The sequence below is a fragment of the Metabacillus sp. YM-086 genome, from assembly GCF_048059995.1.
Classification (GTDB): Bacteria; Bacillota; Bacilli; order Bacillales; family Bacillaceae; genus Metabacillus; species Metabacillus litoralis_B.
This window is the reverse complement of sequence record NZ_JBLUOI010000009.1, coordinates 1-16664: the sequence shown is the minus strand read 5'-3', so window position 1 is coordinate 16664 and position 16664 is coordinate 1. Positions and strand designations below refer to the sequence as shown.

Here is a 16664-nt window from a genome sequence, read left to right as displayed (position 1 = left end):
GGTTTTTGTCGAAAATCTATTATTTTGTTCTTTTCATCAAATAAAATGATGAAATTAGCAAATAAAATCTCAAAATAGCAAATAAAAGGCAGAAATCTTCAAATAAAATACCAAAATCGTCAAATAAGTGCCTAAAGGAAGATTAGAGGACAGTAGCGAATTAGATATAAAACGAAAGGAGTGGAGAAATGATTGTAAAACCACGTAAATATCCGGTCTCAATATTAAGTTTAGAAGCATTACAAAGGAGATTGAAGCAAAACCATCCGCAACAAGCACAAATAAAGGAGGATCTTGCCAAAAAAACAGCAGGTTTTAAAGGGGAACAAAGTATAGACTACTTTTTAAGCTTTCTTACTGAAGGAATGTATCATATTTTACATGATGTAAGGCTCAAAATCGGTGATCACTTTTTTCAAATAGACATACTTATTCTTTCAAGAAGATTACTTCTCATTTTAGAAGTGAAGAATATAACTGGTACCCTATTTTTTGATCGCAACTTCAACCAGCTAATTAGAACTCAAGGAGACAAAAGAGAAGCGTTTCCTGATCCGATCATGCAGGTAAATCGACAGCATCACCAACTTAAAAAGTGGCTCATCCAAAACAAATATAAAAACATCCCCATTATTCCACTAGTAATTATTAGTTCTCCTCGTACAATTTTAGAGACTTCTCATCAAAACGATGAGATTTATCATAAGATTATCCACAGTGCAAAGCTTCCTCAAATAGTGTCTAAACTCGAAAAGACATATGATAAAAATATTCTTACACAAAAACAACTCTTAAAAATAGGTCACCTTATCTCAGAATGTCACACAGAGCCTTCCATCAACATTCTCTCACAGTATAAAATATCCGAAAATGAAGTGTTAAAAGGCGTTATTTGTCCAAACTGCACGAGCCTACCCATGAACATAAAACGGGGAAAATGGATATGTCCATCATGTACACATATTTCCAAAGACGCTCACATCGAAGCTTTAAAGGACTATTCTTTATTGATTGACCAGATTACAAATAGCCAATTAAGAGACTTTTTACAAGTACCCTCTATTTATGTGGGCACAAAACTACTCACTTCTCTAAATCTCACACATACTGGCAAAAATAAAGGGAGAGTTTATCACTTGAACTCAAGAAAGGAACTGTTTTATTAATCAAAACAGCTCCCTATTTTTTAAAAACTAGAGAGTCGGTAATTTCATCGCCGTCTCCATATTCTTTAAATTCAACTGTATTTGTTCATTCGTATCAAATGCATGATACCAGCCTTTTTCCACCATATAATTCGAGATTCTTTCATGCATATCAAGTGCTTCCTCTAAATGGCGAGTAAGGGTATGTTTGATTTCGGGTGTGCCTGATTCAGTGAGGGCCATTGCATAGTTTCTTACTCCACTTTTAGCAGAAATTAATAAGTCCATTGCAACAACTTGGTCTGTTAAGGCTTTCATCCCAGTTATACTTTCAATGATTGTATTCATGTATAGTTCATCTCCTAACTAATACTTTGGCTTTGCTTTTGATAGGATGGAGGAGTATTCCTCTAATTGACGGGTTGACACTGTAATATCTTGCTGCATGATGTCTTTTAGTTCTTTGTCGGATACTAGTGCTCTCATTGTTTTTGACTTTGTTAAGCAGGTTGTTTTGAATGCCGCCATTTCTTGAACTTCAAGAACTTCGTGTAATGCGTAGTCCATGACTGCTCTCCTCCATTTGTTATGGTTTTAATACAACTTTGATACAATTATCCGTTTTTGTGTCAAAAATTTCATAACCACGTTTGGCTTCACTTAGTGGTAGTACATGACTGACAACATCACCGGGATCAACTTTGCCAGTGGAAACGAGTTCAAACATGTATGGCATTAAGTGAATCATTGGGGCTTGTCCAGAGCGGATGTTTACGTTACGTTGCATAATATCTCCTAATGGGAAACCATTGTAGCGTCCACCATAAACGCCTGTAATTTGGATGGTTCCGCATTTTCGAACAGCTTGAGCAGCCATTACAAGTGCACTCATTGCTCCACCTTGAAGTCTTAATCCTGTAGCTAGGAATTCCATGTCTGTCATTTTTCCGTCCATACCAACAGCGTCAATGACAACATCTGCTCCACCTTTTGTGATTTCCTTTAGGTAACTTCCTACATTTTCATGTTCTTCAAAATTAACAGTTTCCACTTTGTTTGTTCTTTTTGCATGCTCTAAGCGATAGGGAATATAGTCAACGGCAATTACTCGCTTTGCTCCTTTTAACCAACAAAATTTTTGTGCAAAAAGGCCAACAGGGCCACAGCCTAAAACAATGACGGTATCGCCATCCTTGACGCCCGCATTTTCAACACTCCAATAGCCTGTTGACATGGCATCAGAAATGACACTTAATTTCTCATCAGGTTCTTCACAGCTTTCAGGTATTTTAAAGTGAGTAAAATTGGCAAACGGAACTCTTAAGTATTCAGCTTGTCCTCCTGGATAGCCACCTGTGTTACCTGAATAGCCAAAGTAAGCACCCATATCTCCATTATCGTTTGAGTTATCACACTGACTCTCAAGATTGCTTTTACAATATTGACATTCACCACATGCAATATTAAAAGGAATGATCACACGATCTCCCTTTTTTACTTTCGTAACTTCAGGACCCACCTCTTCTACGATACCCATTGGCTCATGGCCGATTACATAGTTTTCCGGCATATTTGGTATCATTCCATGGATTAAATGCAAATCAGATCCACAGATGGCTGTACTTGTTACTTTAACAATCATGTCATCTGGCTTTTGAATTTTTGGATCTTCTACTTCTTTTACTTCAACGTTTTTGATGCCTTGATAGGTTACGGCCTTCATTCAACTAACCTCCAATGTTAATGTTCATCAGGTGTACGATCAAACATCCCTTTTCGATTTGATTCAACAGGGAATAGGTTCATGTTTCCAACCATGATTGTGTTTTTTGCCGATAGCTGATCTAATTGATATTGTTCTTTTAAATCATGAGGATGGAACCATTTTTTCTCGACCATAAGCTCGGTAATTTCTTGATGCATGGCAATGCTCTGCATTAATTGCTTACGCAGCATATTTCTTAAATCAGGTGACGCAGTTTCGGTTAATGCCGTAGCTGTATTTCGTACCGCTTCTTTTGCTCGCATGAGAAAATCCATGGCAAACGTGGTATCTGCTAATTCAGGAACATGTAACGAATTAATTGGATCTAGATGATCGTTGTTCAATGCTACTACCTTCCTTTCAATTAATTATTGGTGTTGGGCGGCTTTCTGGTACTGGTGCTTCAAAAGGAGCACGTTGATAAATCGCTTGTAACTCAGTTAATGCCTGAATCGATTGATCAACATCTTTTTGCATTAGTTCTCTAAGTTCTTGATCAAAAACGAGACCCTGCATAAGCTTTGATTTTGCCACGCATAAAGTTTTGAAGTTTATCATCTCATGTAAGTCTATAGATTCATGAGCTGCTAATTTTTGTGAATCCATAATTTGTTAACCTCCCCATATTGATATGCTTCAGTATTTTCCCCGAATTGTAGTTATTAATAATTTGTAATAAATGACTATTATTGAGTCTTCTATCTGAATTCTCAATTAGGGAACATACAGAAAAAGCTGGAAAACTTCGAATCATATAAGGAGGTACTATGCACGTCTGCGTTGAAGTAAGACCTATGGATGAATAAGGAGGAAGATGATGTTGGATTTTAATATGGATATAGATCAATTCGCTAAAATAAAGGTGATCGGTGTTGGCGGCGGTGGTAACAATGCGGTTAACCGAATGATAGAGGATGGAGTTGAAGGTGTTGAATTTATTGCAGCAAACACAGATGCGCAGGCTCTAAATCAATCAAAGGCTGAAATTCGGATGCAAATAGGTGCATCATTAACAAGAGGTTTAGGAGCAGGAGCAAATCCTGAAATCGGTCGAAAAGCAGTGGAAGAAAGTAAAGAGCAGCTTAAAGAAGTGTTACAAGGAGCAGACATGGTCTTCGTTACAGCTGGTATGGGTGGTGGAACCGGAACAGGTGCTGCACCTGCGATAGCGGAAATTGCCCGTAATCTTGGTGCTCTAACCATTGGTGTTGTTACTCGCCCTTTTAAATTTGAAGGCTCAAAGCGTTCCAAAAATGCTACAAGCGGTATCGAAGCAATGAAGGAATCAGTAGATACATTAATTATCATTCCAAATGATCGCTTATTGGAGATTGTGGATAAAAAAACAAATATAATGGATGCTTTCCGTGAAGCAGATAGTGTTCTTCGCCAGGGGGTACAGGGAATTTCTGATTTAATAGCTATACCAGGTTTAATTAATCTGGACTTTGCTGACGTGAAAACAGTTATGTCCCATAAAGGAACAGCGTTAATGGGCATTGGGATTGCGAAGGGGGAAGACCGGGCTGCTATGGCGGCTCAGAAGGCAATCAATAGCCCGTTGCTTGAAACTTCAATTAATGGTGCTCAAGGTGTGATTATGAACATTACTGGAGGGAGAAATCTAAGTCTCTTTGAAGTCCAAGAAGCAGCTGATATGGTATCTAATGCTTCTCATGAGGATCTGAATATGATTTTTGGTTCAGTGATTAATGATCAATTAAAGGATGAAATTATCGTAACGGTCATTGCAACTGGTTTTATTGAGCAAGAGGAAACACCACCTGTTATCCAAACGAATTCAAAGCCACAAAGAGAAAGGGGAGAAAATACATATCAATTTGAAAACCAGCGTATACAAAGGGATGTTAGTTACCGTGAAGAACCTGTTCAAGATTTTAGCCGCCATAATGAACAACAAGAAGATTCACTGGATATCCCAACGTTTTTAAGAAATAGGCAAAAACGCAGATAAAATTACATAGATATAACAAACTTAAAATGTAGGTTTATTAAGTGGAAAGAGGTTGGGAACTATATAAAGTGCCCGATCTCTTTTTATTGTCAAAATGGACCTTAATAAACCTTTCGTATTTTTCATGCATGTACCCAAATGTTTCCTCATATATAAAAGTGAGCTAACGCTTTACACAATTTTACAAAAGGGGGAACAAACATGAAAAAAATGCGTAATAGCTTGTTGTTTGTCATGATGCTTGCTTTTATGATGGTGATCGCTGCATGTGGCGGTGGAGCTGAATCAGAAAGCTCGAGTGAAGAAAATGGAGAAACAACAGAAAATACTTCAGAAGAAAAACAAGATTTAAGCTTACTTACTGGCGGAACGGGTGGTACATATTATCCGCTAGGCGGGCAAATTGGTAAGATCATGACAGACAATACAAACGCAAACATCACACCTCAAACTTCAGGTGCATCTGCTGAAAACATGGAAACATTAAGAGCTGGTGAGGCTGAACTAGCATTTACACAAACAGATATCGCGGCATATGCACTTGAAGGAAAAGAAATGTTTGATGGAAATGCAATTGATACTATTCAAGCAATTGGATCACTGTATCCAGAAACAATCCAACTAGTTACAACGAAAGATAGCGGGATCCAATCAGTAGAAGACCTTAAGGGGAAAGCTGTTTCCGTTGGTGCTCCTGGATCAGGTGCTTATATTAACGCCATGCAAGTTTTAGAGGTTCATGGATTAACAACTGAAGATATTAAACCACAAAATCTATCATTTGATGAGTCAACAGACGGTATCCAAGCAGGAACAATCGATGCTGCGTTTATTACTGCTGGAACACCAACTGGAGCAGTTGAAGCCCTATCAGCTCAAGAAGACATTGTAATTGTTCCAATTGCAGACGATAAAGTTCAAGAGCTAATGGATCAATATCCATACTACTCAAAGGATACAGTTGCAGCTGGAACATATAAGATTGCAGAAGATGTAAATACTGTAGCAGTAAAAGCGATGCTTGTCGTAACAAAAGATCTAGATGAAGAATTAGTCTATGAAATGACAAAAGCATTGTTTGAAAATACAGATTCAATCACACATGCAAAAGGTGAGTTCATTACACCGGAATCTGCACTTGAAGGTGTGGGAAATTTAGAATTCCACCCAGGTGCAGCTAAATATTTTGAAGAAAAGGGCCTTCAATAAGAAAAGCTTAGTAGGGAAATAAGATAAGAATGATGTCTAAATGGGGCAAGAATGTAGGGAATATTGCCCCATTTGACAGCATTCAAATATTTTCTGGGAAATAAGTCGAATAGTGAAGTGGTACAAGATGTATTGACTTGGAAAGTTCTTCAGAATATAATAGTATATGTAGCTTTAAGAGCTATTATACAACTATATAACGATCCGATAGTTCAGTGGGAGAACACTACCTTGACAGGGTAGGGGTCGGGGGTTCGAATCCCTCTCGGATCATCACGCTATACGTATCAATGGTTTGAGCCATTTATAAAAATTAAAAAATGTTATGGTCGGAGCAATAACCGCCATACAAACTAAAGACCACTTCACTAAAAATGTGAGGTGGTCTTTTTTTGTTGGTTAAATTTGCTTTACAAGATTTTTTAGAGGACAGAGAGTTTAAAAATGTTTCCCAAACAACTCTTGAAAGTTACAAGGTAATCTTGAAACAATTTGAAGATTTCTGTACTACTAATGAGTTACTTAATGTTGAAGATATTACCGTTAATACTATCAAGAAATATTTAATTTATTGCCAAAAGAAAGGTAACAATGCAACAACAACTAACTCAAAGTTACAACGTATTAGAGCATTTTTAAACTATATGATTGAATGTGAAGTTATTGAAAAGAATCCTGCTAAGAAGATTCAGAAGGCTAGAGAAGATATTAAAATTGATGTTTTTACAGATTATCACATTAAACAAATGTTGAATTATTACAGAAGGTTAAAAAATAGAGAACATGCCTTTCATTCTTATAGAGACTACACAATTATCGTTACCTTATTAGGTACTGGTGTACGCTTGTCTGAAATGTGTGCATTGAAATGGAGTGATATTGATTTCACTCAACAAACTATGTCTCTTTTCGGTAAGAACAGAAAACGTGAAACTATTCCAGTTACAGAAAAATGTATGAAAGAACTATCAGCATATAAAGTCTTTTGCGAACAACATTTCAAAGGAAATTTAAATGAATACATTTTTACTAATCAGAAGAACGAACAAATAACACCTAACGCAGTAAAGAATGTGTTTAAACGATTAAGTAAAATCATGAATTTTCGTGATGTTCGACTTTCAAGTCATACTTTTAGACATACGTTTTGTCAGAAATGTATCCAAGCAGGAATGAGTACATTTGCAATTCAGAAGTTAATGAGACATTCGAATATATCAGTTACAGAAAAATACGCAGCCATGTGGGGAAATGACCTCAAAGAACAAAATGACAGATACAATCCATTAAATAACTTAGAAGTGTAGGAGGTCTATTAATGACTGAACCAACTAAAAGTGAATGGTTGGAATTGTTCTTGGAAGCGAAAGAAATTGGATTAACAGTTGAGGAAGTAAAGTCATTTTTAATTAATCAAAAGGAGGAAACTAAATGAAATCATTAAAAGAAACTATTTATATGATTGACGCTTATCTTTCACAAAAACAGTTAGGAACATTAATAGTAGATAGTGGACAAGCCTTCTTAGAATTACCTGTAGGTGAATTTATTACCTTAAATGACACTTTTGAAATAGAAGTTATTAATGATGGTGAATACTATCCAATTACTTATGATCAAGCAGTAAATACAATGTCTACTGATGGTTGGTCATTGTATGCAGGTTTAGATTGTATGGTAAAGCAAGTAATAGTTGCTTAGGAAAACAAAAAAGAGACAAGGTACTCGCAATACCCTGTCTCCACGCTTTTATTTTGTCGAATAAAAACTGAATAAGAAACACCTTATTCCCCTCTATTATAAAATTTTTAAAAATAGATTACAAGGGGTCTAGTTTCGTATTGTCTTTTTACTGAAAAATGACAGTTATTTTCCAAAGGATATACTTGAAACCTATGATATGACTAGGGTTTGAAAGTGTCCAATAGGAAAGGTGTTTCAGTGTGGGTAGCCGATAAACACACTATAATCAACTTCGTCAGGTTTAGGACTGTGCCAATGCATACAAAAACAGGATAGGATACAATAAGCATTTCCCTATTTCATGCTAGTATCTGAAGGGTGCGAACGACCATAACGGTTCGGTTGGAAAGTTTGAGGTAGATATACCTGCAAGACAAACCACATTTCCTGTCATGGGCAAACTTTTGACAGTAGGTTTGTTGAGAAGAAAATTCTCCGACAATAGGGTTGATACATACGGACACTATGACCGATATACAATCAAGTCGCTTGTCTATTGTCATTGATTTTTTTATCTTTGACAGTAGGCAACAACTTTGTCCAGCCGTTGCTATTCCCTCAACCAATCAAGCCAAAACCACAAAAACAAGTCAAGAGAAAAAAGAGATGTTCGAAGTTCTAATACTCTTCAACCCCTTGTCCCCCAACGGTTACAGTGTTTTTTAGTTTTTCTGTTACTGTGAAAAGAAAATGAATTTTGAAGTTTGGAGTGTAAATCCGAAGTTTAGAAAATGTGTTGTGAAGTCTTAGAAAATACCATCAACACTAGATTTCTCTAGGGTGAATTTGATGTGTTTAAAATCTTGTTACTAAGGATAGAGAAAAACAAACTAGGAAAGATTTATGTTTGAAATAGATCTTATATATCAGTATGGATAACACTAAGTACATCATGGCATTGAAGAGGATGGATTTTCTAAAAAACTTGATTATAAAATAGAAATCGTCATGTGGACAATCAGAAACCCTTAAATATTGTAGGTTTCATGGGTATGATATCAACTTTTAGTTTTCCTGTTATTATGATAGAGAAAATTGAAAACGAGATAAATGACGAAATAGAACCACCATTAGAAACCCTTGTTAAATCTATATTAAACAACGATAAAATTAAGTTTTAGTTTTTCTGTTACTGTGAGAAGAAAAATAGAAAAATAATATGTCCAAGTTTAGAAATTAAATTTTTACCTAAATGAAACCTTTGCTAACTCTATATCTACCAATGGATAGATCAATATTTAGAAACTTTGTTACTATGAATAGAAAAAAAGTTAAGAACACCTATTGGTATTTATCTGAACGGATAGGTGAAAAAATGCTCAAAAATGACAAAAATGTTCCGACAGATAAGGCTTCAACCATTGGTGCTATTGAGTTCTAAGTATCGATAATAGGAAGGGTAAAATGAAAGTGGAAGTAAAATGGAGAAAATGGTGGGTGGTCTCTAAGGGAGAAAAGAAAAGTGTCACGTTTTTAAAACTCTCTCAACCCTTGGTACATCAACATTCTTCTAAAATTTCAAAAATAGTAAAGTCGTTTAAACCGTTGGTACTATTGGATTCAAGTCACTTTTTATTGAATATCCGTTAAAGGAAGAAAAAGCATGTTCGAAAATAGAAACGTTTCTAACCCTTGATAAAACAACATTCTGTTTTCATAAGGAGTTACCTATAGTCGTTCAAATCGTTGGGAGAGTTAGCCAAAATACACATTTTAGATAATATTCTACAAAGGAAGAAAAGATGTAACAATTATATACCTGATAGGGGTATGTGTGAAAAGTAGACAAATAGAAACGCCACAAACCATTGGTACATCAACATCTTGTGAAAATTTGATATTTTTCAATACCCTCTAAGTGACTGATATTACTAGGTTTAGGGGTATATTTTACAGAATAACCGTTAAAGGAAGAAAATTAAAATGTTAGCGTGGACAGTTAGTGGTATTTATCTAGGGGGATATGCAAAGTAGAAAAACTTTACGACTCTTGACACATCTCTAGTAGAGAAAATAAACATTATACCCTTTGAAATATATAGATTTTTCGCATGTTTTAGCAGATGGAGATAATCGTCTATAAGGGAACTAGCGAAAATAAACATCATTTTAGGAAAATAGAACATCTTGGATGTGCATGAACACTAATGTTTTAGCACTTTTCATACAGTAGAGATAATCGTCTATAAGGGAAGAGGTAGTGTAACGCATTAGAGGTTTATATATCAGTATGGATGACGCAAGTAATTTTCATTAGTTGCCAATTGCTAATAATCTAATTGACCACGAATGAAGGTTATTCCCTTCGTGAAAGAATCCTCCAATATAAATTCTTTCATTTTTACAACCTTTCCTTTCTTGGAGTCACATATTTAGTGGCTCTCTTTTTTATGTTTATTAAAATTTTTTTACTCATATTTTTTACAATTTATTTTTAGGAGGTGTTGACAGTGGATTTAACACAAATACCTGTAGATGTTTGGTTATCACAGGGATTGTTTGCTTTATTGTTTGTATGGCTTCTTATCGACACTAGGAAAGAAGCAAAAGTAAGAGAAGACAAACTAACAGCACAAATTGAGAAACAAAATATTGCACAAGAAAAAATAGTTCAATCACTTGAACGTTTAGAAATGCAAATATCACAATTGAAGGAGGATAAATAATGGCAGAAATTAATACAAGTGGTTATCAAGCAATAAGAGATTTCATTCAGTCCAGTTGGAAGTATATCGAATTAAGGGATGATACTAACGCAGCAATTGTAAGATTATCGCCTTCTGATAGTCGTGTAACATGGACACATTCAGCAGGAGAGCAAACTCTTAAATTACAAATTGTTGTAAAAGGTTCAGATAGTGACATTAGTGTTCCTAAAACTTTTTCTTCAAGTGCTATCTATTCAGTTGCTACAGGTGGAAGTGCTTATAGTGTAGAAACATTTACACCTTTTACAATGGAAACTGATCAAGACGAATTAACTGTGATTCATTCTATCCAAGTGCCTCAAGTGTAGGTGATTTAATATGTTAGGTAATGGAACACAAACAGACCCATACATAATTAGCACACCACAAGACTTAAATCTAATAAATAATAATTTAACTGCTTATTATGAATTGGCAAACGATATTGATATGAGTAGTTACGGTAACTTTACACCAATAGGTAGAGCATATCCATTCTTTGGAGGTCATTTGAATGGTAAAGGCTATAAAGTTAGTAACTTATCAATTGTTAGCACAGTAGAATACACAGCCTTTATTGCAAGAACAAATGGCGGTATTATAGAAAATTTAGGATTAGAAAATGTTTATGTTGAATCTAATAACCATCATGTAGGTGGATTAATAGCCTTAAATTCTTTAAGTGAAAGAATTTCAAATTGTTATGTTACAGGTATAGTAAAGCAAACAGTATCATCAAAGTTATATGCAGGTGGATTTGTTGGAAGAAACTATGGTAATGTGAATGATTGCTATTCTGCTTGTACTGTAATTGGTGGTGATAGTGTAGGTGGGTTTAGTGGGGTTATTAATTATGCCAACTCAATAATTAAAGATTGCTATTCAAAGAGTTCAGTAAGTGGTAGTAAAAATGTTGGTGCATTCTTTGGTACTTCTGAAGCAACTGTAATATATGAAAACAACTTCTATGATAGCCAAATTGCAAGTGTAAGTAATTCACCAAGAACAGGTGTGACAGGTAAAACAACAACTGAAATGAAACAACAATCTACTTATACAAATTGGAATTTCAGTACAGTTTGGTATATGGAAGATTATCCTTCATTAAGAATGTTCAGTGATGTTCCAATTTCTAATATAGAAACAATTACCGTAAATTCTTACAGTCTACCCTTTTTCGCAAATGTAGGAAAAAGTCAGAAGTCAGCCAAGCAATTAAATACATTTTCTAATGCTATTATAAGCGATTCAGAGAGGATTCTAGCGACTTCACGCCTTCCTATGACTTATATATCACCTATCAATACAAGCGTCACAAAGTCCTCTAGGAGTGTCAGAAGTAGTACTCAAACTGTAACAACTTTTATCAATCCTATTTCAGCAAGTGTTGAGCGTAAAAGTAAAACATTTGTGAATTTACTATCTCATGTCAAGCCATTACAAGCCGATTTGACAGTTCTATACTCTATGAATGTATTTACACCTAATGCCTATGTGAGTGTACTAGAAAACACTTCTAGCGTTGTCAAAATGGAAAATATGAGTAGTGTTTCTTATGTTGTAAATCCTTCATTCTCGGAGGTGATTAAATGATACTAACAGGTGATACAGTACGATTGAAAGTACATTTTAAAACGTTTGATGGTGTATCAGTTGACCCAACAGACATTAAATTGAAAATTTATGAAACTGATAAAACTTTATATGAGGAAATAACGATTACAGACACCGACAAATTAAGTAAAGGTGTCTATTTTTATGACTATTTACCTGCCAGTGAATTGAACGAATTTATATTCGAGTTTGCTGGCAGTTATAACAACAAACCTATCCTTAGTAGAGGAAAGGTGACTATTTCATTCTATAAATAATCTAGGAGGTTGGAAGAATGTCAGAAGAAATTAGTTTTACCCAAGAGCAAGTTGATCAAATGAAACAAGAATGGGTTGAGCAAGAATTGAATCCAATAGTTTTAGAAAGGGATGAACTTTTACAGTTCAAACCAAAAGATTTAACAGAAGATGAAAAAGCAATTCAAACTAAACAGAAAGAGTTATTTGATAAAGAAGTATCTCTTGAAGTGAAGGCAGCAGGACTTGAAAAATTTGCGGATTTCTTTGTTGTTGAGTCTACTGAACAACTTGCAGAAAAGATTGAAAAGTTTCAAGCAGTCTTACAAGAATACAAAGTGGAAAATTCTTATGTTCCAACAGATCATAAACAAACAAATCCTTATGACAAGTTTGAACAAGAGAAGAACACTAAAGGCATGATTGGTACAAAACTAGCAAACCTGTTTAAGTAAGCACTTTATACATTGTATATGGTGCTTTTTTATATTAAAAAATATTGGGTAGTGACCAACACTAGAGGAGAATTTATATTATGTTTACATCTGATAACTTTACTAAAACTGAACAAATTTCATTATCTAAGGAAATTGCAATTATCGGAGTACAAGCAACACCTTTTACATCTATGTTAATGGCTAAAGGCAACATTGAGAAAGCACTTAGCACAGTTTACACATGGAGAGAAAAGACTCTTGATAATGAGGAAGATTTATCAGCACTAGAAGGTGAGGATACTACTGTATTCTACGAATCTGCTAGAGCAGAACTAAACAACATTCTTGAAATCTTCAAAAAGGGTGCTTCATTAAGTGGAACTGCAATTGCTATGAAACGTAACCAATTAGCAGAAGAAGTTAATGACCGTTTACTTGAATTGAAAATCAACATGGAGAAAAAATTCATTAATGGATTAAAAGCAGATGGTTCTGCAACACCTTTCAAACGTCAATTATCAGGTCTTATTGAGATGGCAGACCCTACTAATGCAGTTAGTGTAACAGGTTCAATTACAGAAGAAAAAGTAAAGGAAGTTATGCGTAATCTTTGGAATCAAGATTTAGCAGAGGGTACAGTATATGCTTTCCTTAATGCTGATTTAAAGGAACAAGTTGATAACATCTATAAAGAGAAATATGGTTACAACCACGTAACAACTTCTTTCGGTTTATTAGTGGAATCAATCAATACTAATTACGGAAAAGTGAACTTTGTTCTTTCTAAACATGTTCCAGCCGATAAAATTGTTGTATTTAATGACGCTTATGTTGATTTAGTTTATTTACGTGAGCCACACTTTGAACCACTTGCAAAAACAGGTGATTCAGTAAAAGGACATGTAATTGCTGAATCTACTCTTAAAGTAGGTTCTAAGAAAGCAGTAGCAGTTGTTACAGTAACTGCATAATCTATACATAACTATTAAGAGGGTAGGAATTAATTTCCTATCCTCTTTCTATTTAATCTAGGAGAAAAAAAGGATGAACAAAAAGGATGAATATTTCTTAAAACGTAGACTAAAGAAAATATCAATGAATGAGTTAGCAAATTACATTGGTTGTTCTCAATCACTAATAAGTAGATATGAGACAGGTGATTGTGGAATGTCAGATACAAAAATAAAGAGATATAGAGAGTATATAGATTCTAAAAAATAATCGAAAGGTTAGGTGAAAAAATGAAAGAAACATTCGTTATGACCACTTCCTTCTTTTAACTTCGGTACGTTAATTATAAGGGATAATTAATAAATTTTACCGAGGATTAAAAGGAGGAAGTCAAATTCATAATTGAATATGAATTTGATGGTTATTAGGTTTTTACATAAGAAGGTTAGTGGGAGAGTAACTCTTTCACTACAAAATGAAAAAACAATTAAAGGATAAGTTTCCAGAATGGTGTTTTAACAATGAACAAGGACAAAATTCATTAATTCTTACAGATGATTTTGACAGTCTTTTAGGTGCTTCAATTGAAAGGTATGTGAAAGGAAATGAAATTAATTACTTTTACAACTTTGACAGATTATATGTGGCTGATAAATCAGACGAACGAAAAGCAATAGGAATTGATTTAGCATTACACAAAGGAAAGTCATGGTGTAATCATGTTGTAAGAATTGGTGAGAATGACTATGTAAACCCTCAAACAGCAAACATTAACGCACTTCTAAAGGTTCATAAGGGTAATTACATTAAGAAATATGCTATGTCTACTGCATTAACTATGTGGAGTTTTTACGGTTTACCACTACCTAAAACTAAGGAAGGTAAAATGTTACTTCTTTCAGTGGATAGCAGTTTCTTAGGTCATTATAATGATACCTTTAAGCCAATCCATAATTCTTACTTAAAACTTCTAGGCTTTGAAGAATTAATAGACTTACTTAATGAAACAACTAAGTTTGATTATGAAATGCTACAGGCCAAATACAAAACTAAATCCAAAATACAACTAGATAATGATGGTTATTTACATACTAAGTTACCCCTTGCAGAATTGCAGGGGTTTTTTGCATTTCCAATAGAACTACCGACACAACAATTTACATTAAGAAATCAATTTAAATCTTCTATTGGAGATACATACAACACTAAATCTAAAGACCAATTACAAGAAAATATCATAAGTTTTGCATTAACAGGAACTAAGAAATTCAAATATACGGTTGCATAAATCAGGAGGAAATCACATGAACAATAAAAACTTTTTCTTTTGCTATAACAAAGCAGTTTCAGATTTTTTAAAGGATAAAGGGGTTCAATTTATTACGGTTGCAATTGAGCCAAAATCACAAAAGATGTTTTCTCTTTATCAAGTTGATGACAATTTACAACAAGCATTAAACGAATATAAACAACAAAACAAATAATCTAATCCAATATAAAAACTTAAATATAATCGGAGGTTTTACCATGAAATACGAAGAAATCTATGAATTATTACAATACAATAACCATAAAGGATACGAAAGTAATGTATATATGCCAAATGAGATATTTGAGGATTTACAAAATTATATCAAGAATACACCACATATTGCATTTGCTTACTCATATTACTACCTTATCACTTGGTTATATAGATATTGTAAATTTTCATTAAACAATGGTATTAGTAATAGCACAATTAAGGAAATATTAGGTTATAGTGCCGACACTAGAAGTATTAACTATTTGATTAAGAAAAACGGTCTACTTGATCAGATTGAATACACCTCTACAACTAGAGATTTTCCTGTATGGTGGAATGCTGATCAGATTAAGTATGAAGAATTAGAATTTACTTTGGTTAATGAAGTAGATAATGTAAAAGACGAGAATGGGGAAATTAAAAAGCCACGTAATTACAGTTATGAATACAGTATTGAAAAGACATATAGAGATAGTGTTCCGAAAAACTTTACTATTAAATATCCAGAAAAGGCATTTGCAAGATTTGAGGATGAAGAAGGTAAATGTGAAGAAGGAACGTTTTATAAGATTGAATACACTCACAATATCCCTTTTGAAGTATTCATGTATTGTATGAGTAATGATGATATAGGATGTACGGGATTTTATCTGTATGCTTTCCTCAAACATAAAAATGATATATACGGTGACTATGACATTTCACTTGAAGATTTAGCCATTGAAACAGGGATAGCAGATAGAACACTTGATAAATATTTAGGAATGTTGAAAAGTTACAAAATGATAGACTTTACAATCAATCAAGAATTTTTTGCTATTGGCTTAAAGAAAGAAGATAGAATGGCAAATACATACAGCACAAAAGATTATATTGCTTTTAAGGATAAGCCTGAAGCATATGACAAAATTAAAATTGTTAAGAAAAAGGATTATCTTAAAATGCTTGAAGAGGAAGAAGAGAAAAAGAAAATTGTATGGGGTGAAAAAATTGATATTGCATTGGAAGATTTACCTTATTAAAAATCAATTTTTTAACACTGTACTTTTTTGCGGTACACTTAATAGCACAGTGTAACGTTTGCTGAAAGTGTTAAAGTTTACGTTTATAACAATTAAATTTTATATATTATTAACTATTACTCTATTAACTATTACTCTATTAACTATCAATTATTAACTGTTCTATTCTGTATACCGCAAATAAATACATTATTGAAAATCATAAAAATTATTAAGTGGGCTAGGTCTAACCTAGTCCTTTTTTCTATTCTATAAAACAATCCAGGAGGAATTTATTATGAAATTATTCAAACGTCAATCTAAAAAAGAAGTTATTCGTGTAATGAAAGAGGAAGTACAAGAACTAAAAGATACA

The 16664-nt window shown here is 33.8% G+C and carries 21 protein-coding genes and 1 tRNA gene; 17 read left to right on the top strand and 5 right to left on the bottom strand.

All coding sequences use genetic code 11. The features are described from left to right. Window positions 1–188 precede the first annotated feature (188 nt). A complete protein-coding gene (locus ACEWK1_RS05910) occupies window positions 189–1166 on the top strand; it encodes a nuclease-related domain-containing protein (protein ID WP_212136177.1) in 978 nt (325 codons plus the stop codon). 27 nt (window positions 1167–1193) lie between these two features. Here the strand turns inward: ACEWK1_RS05910 and ACEWK1_RS05905 are convergent, their stop codons facing one another. The 5 genes from ACEWK1_RS05905 to ACEWK1_RS05885 are packed head-to-tail and all read right to left on the bottom strand — an operon-like array spanning window position 1194 to window position 3516. Then, a complete protein-coding gene (locus tag ACEWK1_RS05905; RefSeq protein ID WP_212136178.1) occupies window positions 1194–1493 on the bottom strand; it encodes a spore coat protein in 300 nt (99 codons plus the stop codon). A gap of 18 nt (window positions 1494–1511) precedes the next feature. Beyond that, window positions 1512–1712 carry a hypothetical protein gene (locus ACEWK1_RS05900; RefSeq protein ID WP_121664772.1) on the bottom strand — a complete coding sequence of 67 codons (201 nt, stop codon included), beginning with the start codon at window positions 1710–1712 and terminating at the stop codon, window positions 1512–1514. A gap of 19 nt (window positions 1713–1731) precedes the next feature. Then, window positions 1732–2868, bottom strand: coding sequence for a zinc-dependent alcohol dehydrogenase (locus tag ACEWK1_RS05895; protein ID WP_121664773.1), 1137 nt, complete (start codon window positions 2866–2868; stop codon window positions 1732–1734). A 17-nt stretch (window positions 2869–2885) separates the two neighbouring features. Next, window positions 2886–3254, bottom strand: a complete 369-nt coding sequence (locus ACEWK1_RS05890; RefSeq protein WP_121664774.1) for a spore coat protein — start codon at window positions 3252–3254, stop codon at window positions 2886–2888. Window positions 3255–3270: 16 nt separating this feature from the next. Further along, window positions 3271–3516 (bottom strand): spore gernimation protein GerQ, encoded by a 246-nt coding sequence (locus ACEWK1_RS05885; protein ID WP_212136179.1) that lies wholly within the window; start codon window positions 3514–3516, stop codon window positions 3271–3273. 211 nt (window positions 3517–3727) lie between these two features. On the opposite strand from ACEWK1_RS05885, the gene ftsZ reads away from it, so the two are divergent. The 16 genes from ftsZ to ACEWK1_RS05805 all read left to right on the top strand — a co-directional run bounded on the left by ftsZ (window position 3728) and on the right by ACEWK1_RS05805 (window position 16309). Beyond that, on the top strand, window positions 3728–4885 hold the full coding sequence (gene ftsZ / locus ACEWK1_RS05880; RefSeq protein WP_212136180.1) for a cell division protein FtsZ: 1158 nt from the start codon (window positions 3728–3730) through the stop codon (window positions 4883–4885). A 201-nt stretch (window positions 4886–5086) separates the two neighbouring features. Further along, the gene (locus ACEWK1_RS05875) at window positions 5087–6094 is read left to right on the top strand and encodes a TAXI family TRAP transporter solute-binding subunit (RefSeq protein WP_212136181.1); all 1008 of its coding nucleotides are present in this window, start codon (window positions 5087–5089) and stop codon (window positions 6092–6094) included. Between the two features lie 201 nt (window positions 6095–6295). Next, window positions 6296–6367 (top strand) — tRNA-Val (locus tag ACEWK1_RS05870). A 119-nt stretch (window positions 6368–6486) separates the two neighbouring features. Next, on the top strand, window positions 6487–7401 hold the full coding sequence (locus tag ACEWK1_RS05865; RefSeq protein WP_219722831.1) for a tyrosine-type recombinase/integrase: 915 nt from the start codon (window positions 6487–6489) through the stop codon (window positions 7399–7401). An 11-nt stretch (window positions 7402–7412) separates the two neighbouring features. Then, window positions 7413–7529, top strand: coding sequence for a DNA-binding anti-repressor SinI (sinI, locus tag ACEWK1_RS05860; protein ID WP_102232280.1), 117 nt, complete (start codon window positions 7413–7415; stop codon window positions 7527–7529). Next, window positions 7526–7795 carry a hypothetical protein gene (locus tag ACEWK1_RS05855; RefSeq protein WP_102232281.1) on the top strand — a complete coding sequence of 90 codons (270 nt, stop codon included), beginning with the start codon at window positions 7526–7528 and terminating at the stop codon, window positions 7793–7795. The genes sinI and ACEWK1_RS05855 overlap by 4 nt, the downstream gene beginning before the upstream one ends. A gap of 2492 nt (window positions 7796–10287) precedes the next feature. After that, window positions 10288–10503: a BhlA/UviB family holin-like peptide gene (locus ACEWK1_RS05850; protein ID WP_102232283.1), complete on the top strand. Its 216-nt coding sequence runs from the start codon at window positions 10288–10290 to the stop codon at window positions 10501–10503. After that, window positions 10503–10853 (top strand): hypothetical protein, encoded by a 351-nt coding sequence (locus tag ACEWK1_RS05845; RefSeq protein WP_102232284.1) that lies wholly within the window; start codon window positions 10503–10505, stop codon window positions 10851–10853. The genes ACEWK1_RS05850 and ACEWK1_RS05845 overlap by 1 nt, the downstream gene beginning before the upstream one ends. A gap of 10 nt (window positions 10854–10863) precedes the next feature. Further along, complete coding sequence (locus tag ACEWK1_RS05840; protein ID WP_102232285.1) at window positions 10864–12117, top strand: GLUG motif-containing protein; 1254 nt, start codon at window positions 10864–10866, stop codon at window positions 12115–12117. Further along, window positions 12114–12395, top strand: coding sequence for a hypothetical protein (locus ACEWK1_RS05835; protein ID WP_180968003.1), 282 nt, complete (start codon window positions 12114–12116; stop codon window positions 12393–12395). Before ACEWK1_RS05840 ends, ACEWK1_RS05835 begins: the two co-directional genes overlap by 4 nt. 17 nt (window positions 12396–12412) lie before the next feature. After that, window positions 12413–12829: a hypothetical protein gene (locus tag ACEWK1_RS05830; protein ID WP_102232286.1), complete on the top strand. Its 417-nt coding sequence runs from the start codon at window positions 12413–12415 to the stop codon at window positions 12827–12829. 80 nt (window positions 12830–12909) lie between these two features. Continuing rightward, a complete protein-coding gene (locus tag ACEWK1_RS05825) occupies window positions 12910–13782 on the top strand; it encodes an SU10 major capsid protein (RefSeq protein WP_102232287.1) in 873 nt (290 codons plus the stop codon). A gap of 73 nt (window positions 13783–13855) precedes the next feature. After that, entirely contained in the window at window positions 13856–14032 is a 177-nt protein-coding gene (locus ACEWK1_RS05820) for a helix-turn-helix domain-containing protein (protein ID WP_102232288.1), read from the top strand. Window positions 14033–14237: 205 nt separating this feature from the next. Then, complete coding sequence (locus ACEWK1_RS05815) at window positions 14238–15050, top strand: hypothetical protein (RefSeq protein ID WP_102232289.1); 813 nt, start codon at window positions 14238–14240, stop codon at window positions 15048–15050. A gap of 16 nt (window positions 15051–15066) precedes the next feature. After that, window positions 15067–15246: a hypothetical protein gene (locus ACEWK1_RS05810; RefSeq protein ID WP_102232290.1), complete on the top strand. Its 180-nt coding sequence runs from the start codon at window positions 15067–15069 to the stop codon at window positions 15244–15246. A 43-nt stretch (window positions 15247–15289) separates the two neighbouring features. Continuing rightward, window positions 15290–16309 carry a hypothetical protein gene (locus ACEWK1_RS05805; RefSeq protein ID WP_102232291.1) on the top strand — a complete coding sequence of 340 codons (1020 nt, stop codon included), beginning with the start codon at window positions 15290–15292 and terminating at the stop codon, window positions 16307–16309. Window positions 16310–16664 lie beyond the last annotated feature (355 nt).

Coding starts and splice junctions, on each gene's coding strand:
- ACEWK1_RS05910 (WP_212136177.1), top strand. CDS start 189: ATGATTGTAAAACCACGTAAATATCCGGTCTCAATATTAAGTTTAGAA.
- ACEWK1_RS05905 (WP_212136178.1), bottom strand. CDS start 1,493: ATGAATACAATCATTGAAAGTATAACTGGGATGAAAGCCTTAACAGAC.
- ACEWK1_RS05900 (WP_121664772.1), bottom strand. CDS start 1,712: ATGGACTACGCATTACACGAAGTTCTTGAAGTTCAAGAAATGGCGGCA.
- ACEWK1_RS05895 (WP_121664773.1), bottom strand. CDS start 2,868: ATGAAGGCCGTAACCTATCAAGGCATCAAAAACGTTGAAGTAAAAGAA.
- ACEWK1_RS05885 (WP_212136179.1), bottom strand. CDS start 3,516: ATGGATTCACAAAAATTAGCAGCTCATGAATCTATAGACTTACATGAG.
- ftsZ (WP_212136180.1), top strand. CDS start 3,728: ATGTTGGATTTTAATATGGATATAGATCAATTCGCTAAAATAAAGGTG.
- ACEWK1_RS05875 (WP_212136181.1), top strand. CDS start 5,087: ATGAAAAAAATGCGTAATAGCTTGTTGTTTGTCATGATGCTTGCTTTT.
- sinI (WP_102232280.1), top strand. CDS start 7,413: ATGACTGAACCAACTAAAAGTGAATGGTTGGAATTGTTCTTGGAAGCG.
- ACEWK1_RS05855 (WP_102232281.1), top strand. CDS start 7,526: ATGAAATCATTAAAAGAAACTATTTATATGATTGACGCTTATCTTTCA.
- ACEWK1_RS05845 (WP_102232284.1), top strand. CDS start 10,503: ATGGCAGAAATTAATACAAGTGGTTATCAAGCAATAAGAGATTTCATT.
- ACEWK1_RS05840 (WP_102232285.1), top strand. CDS start 10,864: ATGTTAGGTAATGGAACACAAACAGACCCATACATAATTAGCACACCA.
- ACEWK1_RS05835 (WP_180968003.1), top strand. CDS start 12,114: ATGATACTAACAGGTGATACAGTACGATTGAAAGTACATTTTAAAACG.
- ACEWK1_RS05830 (WP_102232286.1), top strand. CDS start 12,413: ATGTCAGAAGAAATTAGTTTTACCCAAGAGCAAGTTGATCAAATGAAA.
- ACEWK1_RS05825 (WP_102232287.1), top strand. CDS start 12,910: ATGTTTACATCTGATAACTTTACTAAAACTGAACAAATTTCATTATCT.
- ACEWK1_RS05820 (WP_102232288.1), top strand. CDS start 13,856: ATGAACAAAAAGGATGAATATTTCTTAAAACGTAGACTAAAGAAAATA.
- ACEWK1_RS05815 (WP_102232289.1), top strand. CDS start 14,238: ATGAAAAAACAATTAAAGGATAAGTTTCCAGAATGGTGTTTTAACAAT.
- ACEWK1_RS05810 (WP_102232290.1), top strand. CDS start 15,067: ATGAACAATAAAAACTTTTTCTTTTGCTATAACAAAGCAGTTTCAGAT.
- ACEWK1_RS05805 (WP_102232291.1), top strand. CDS start 15,290: ATGAAATACGAAGAAATCTATGAATTATTACAATACAATAACCATAAA.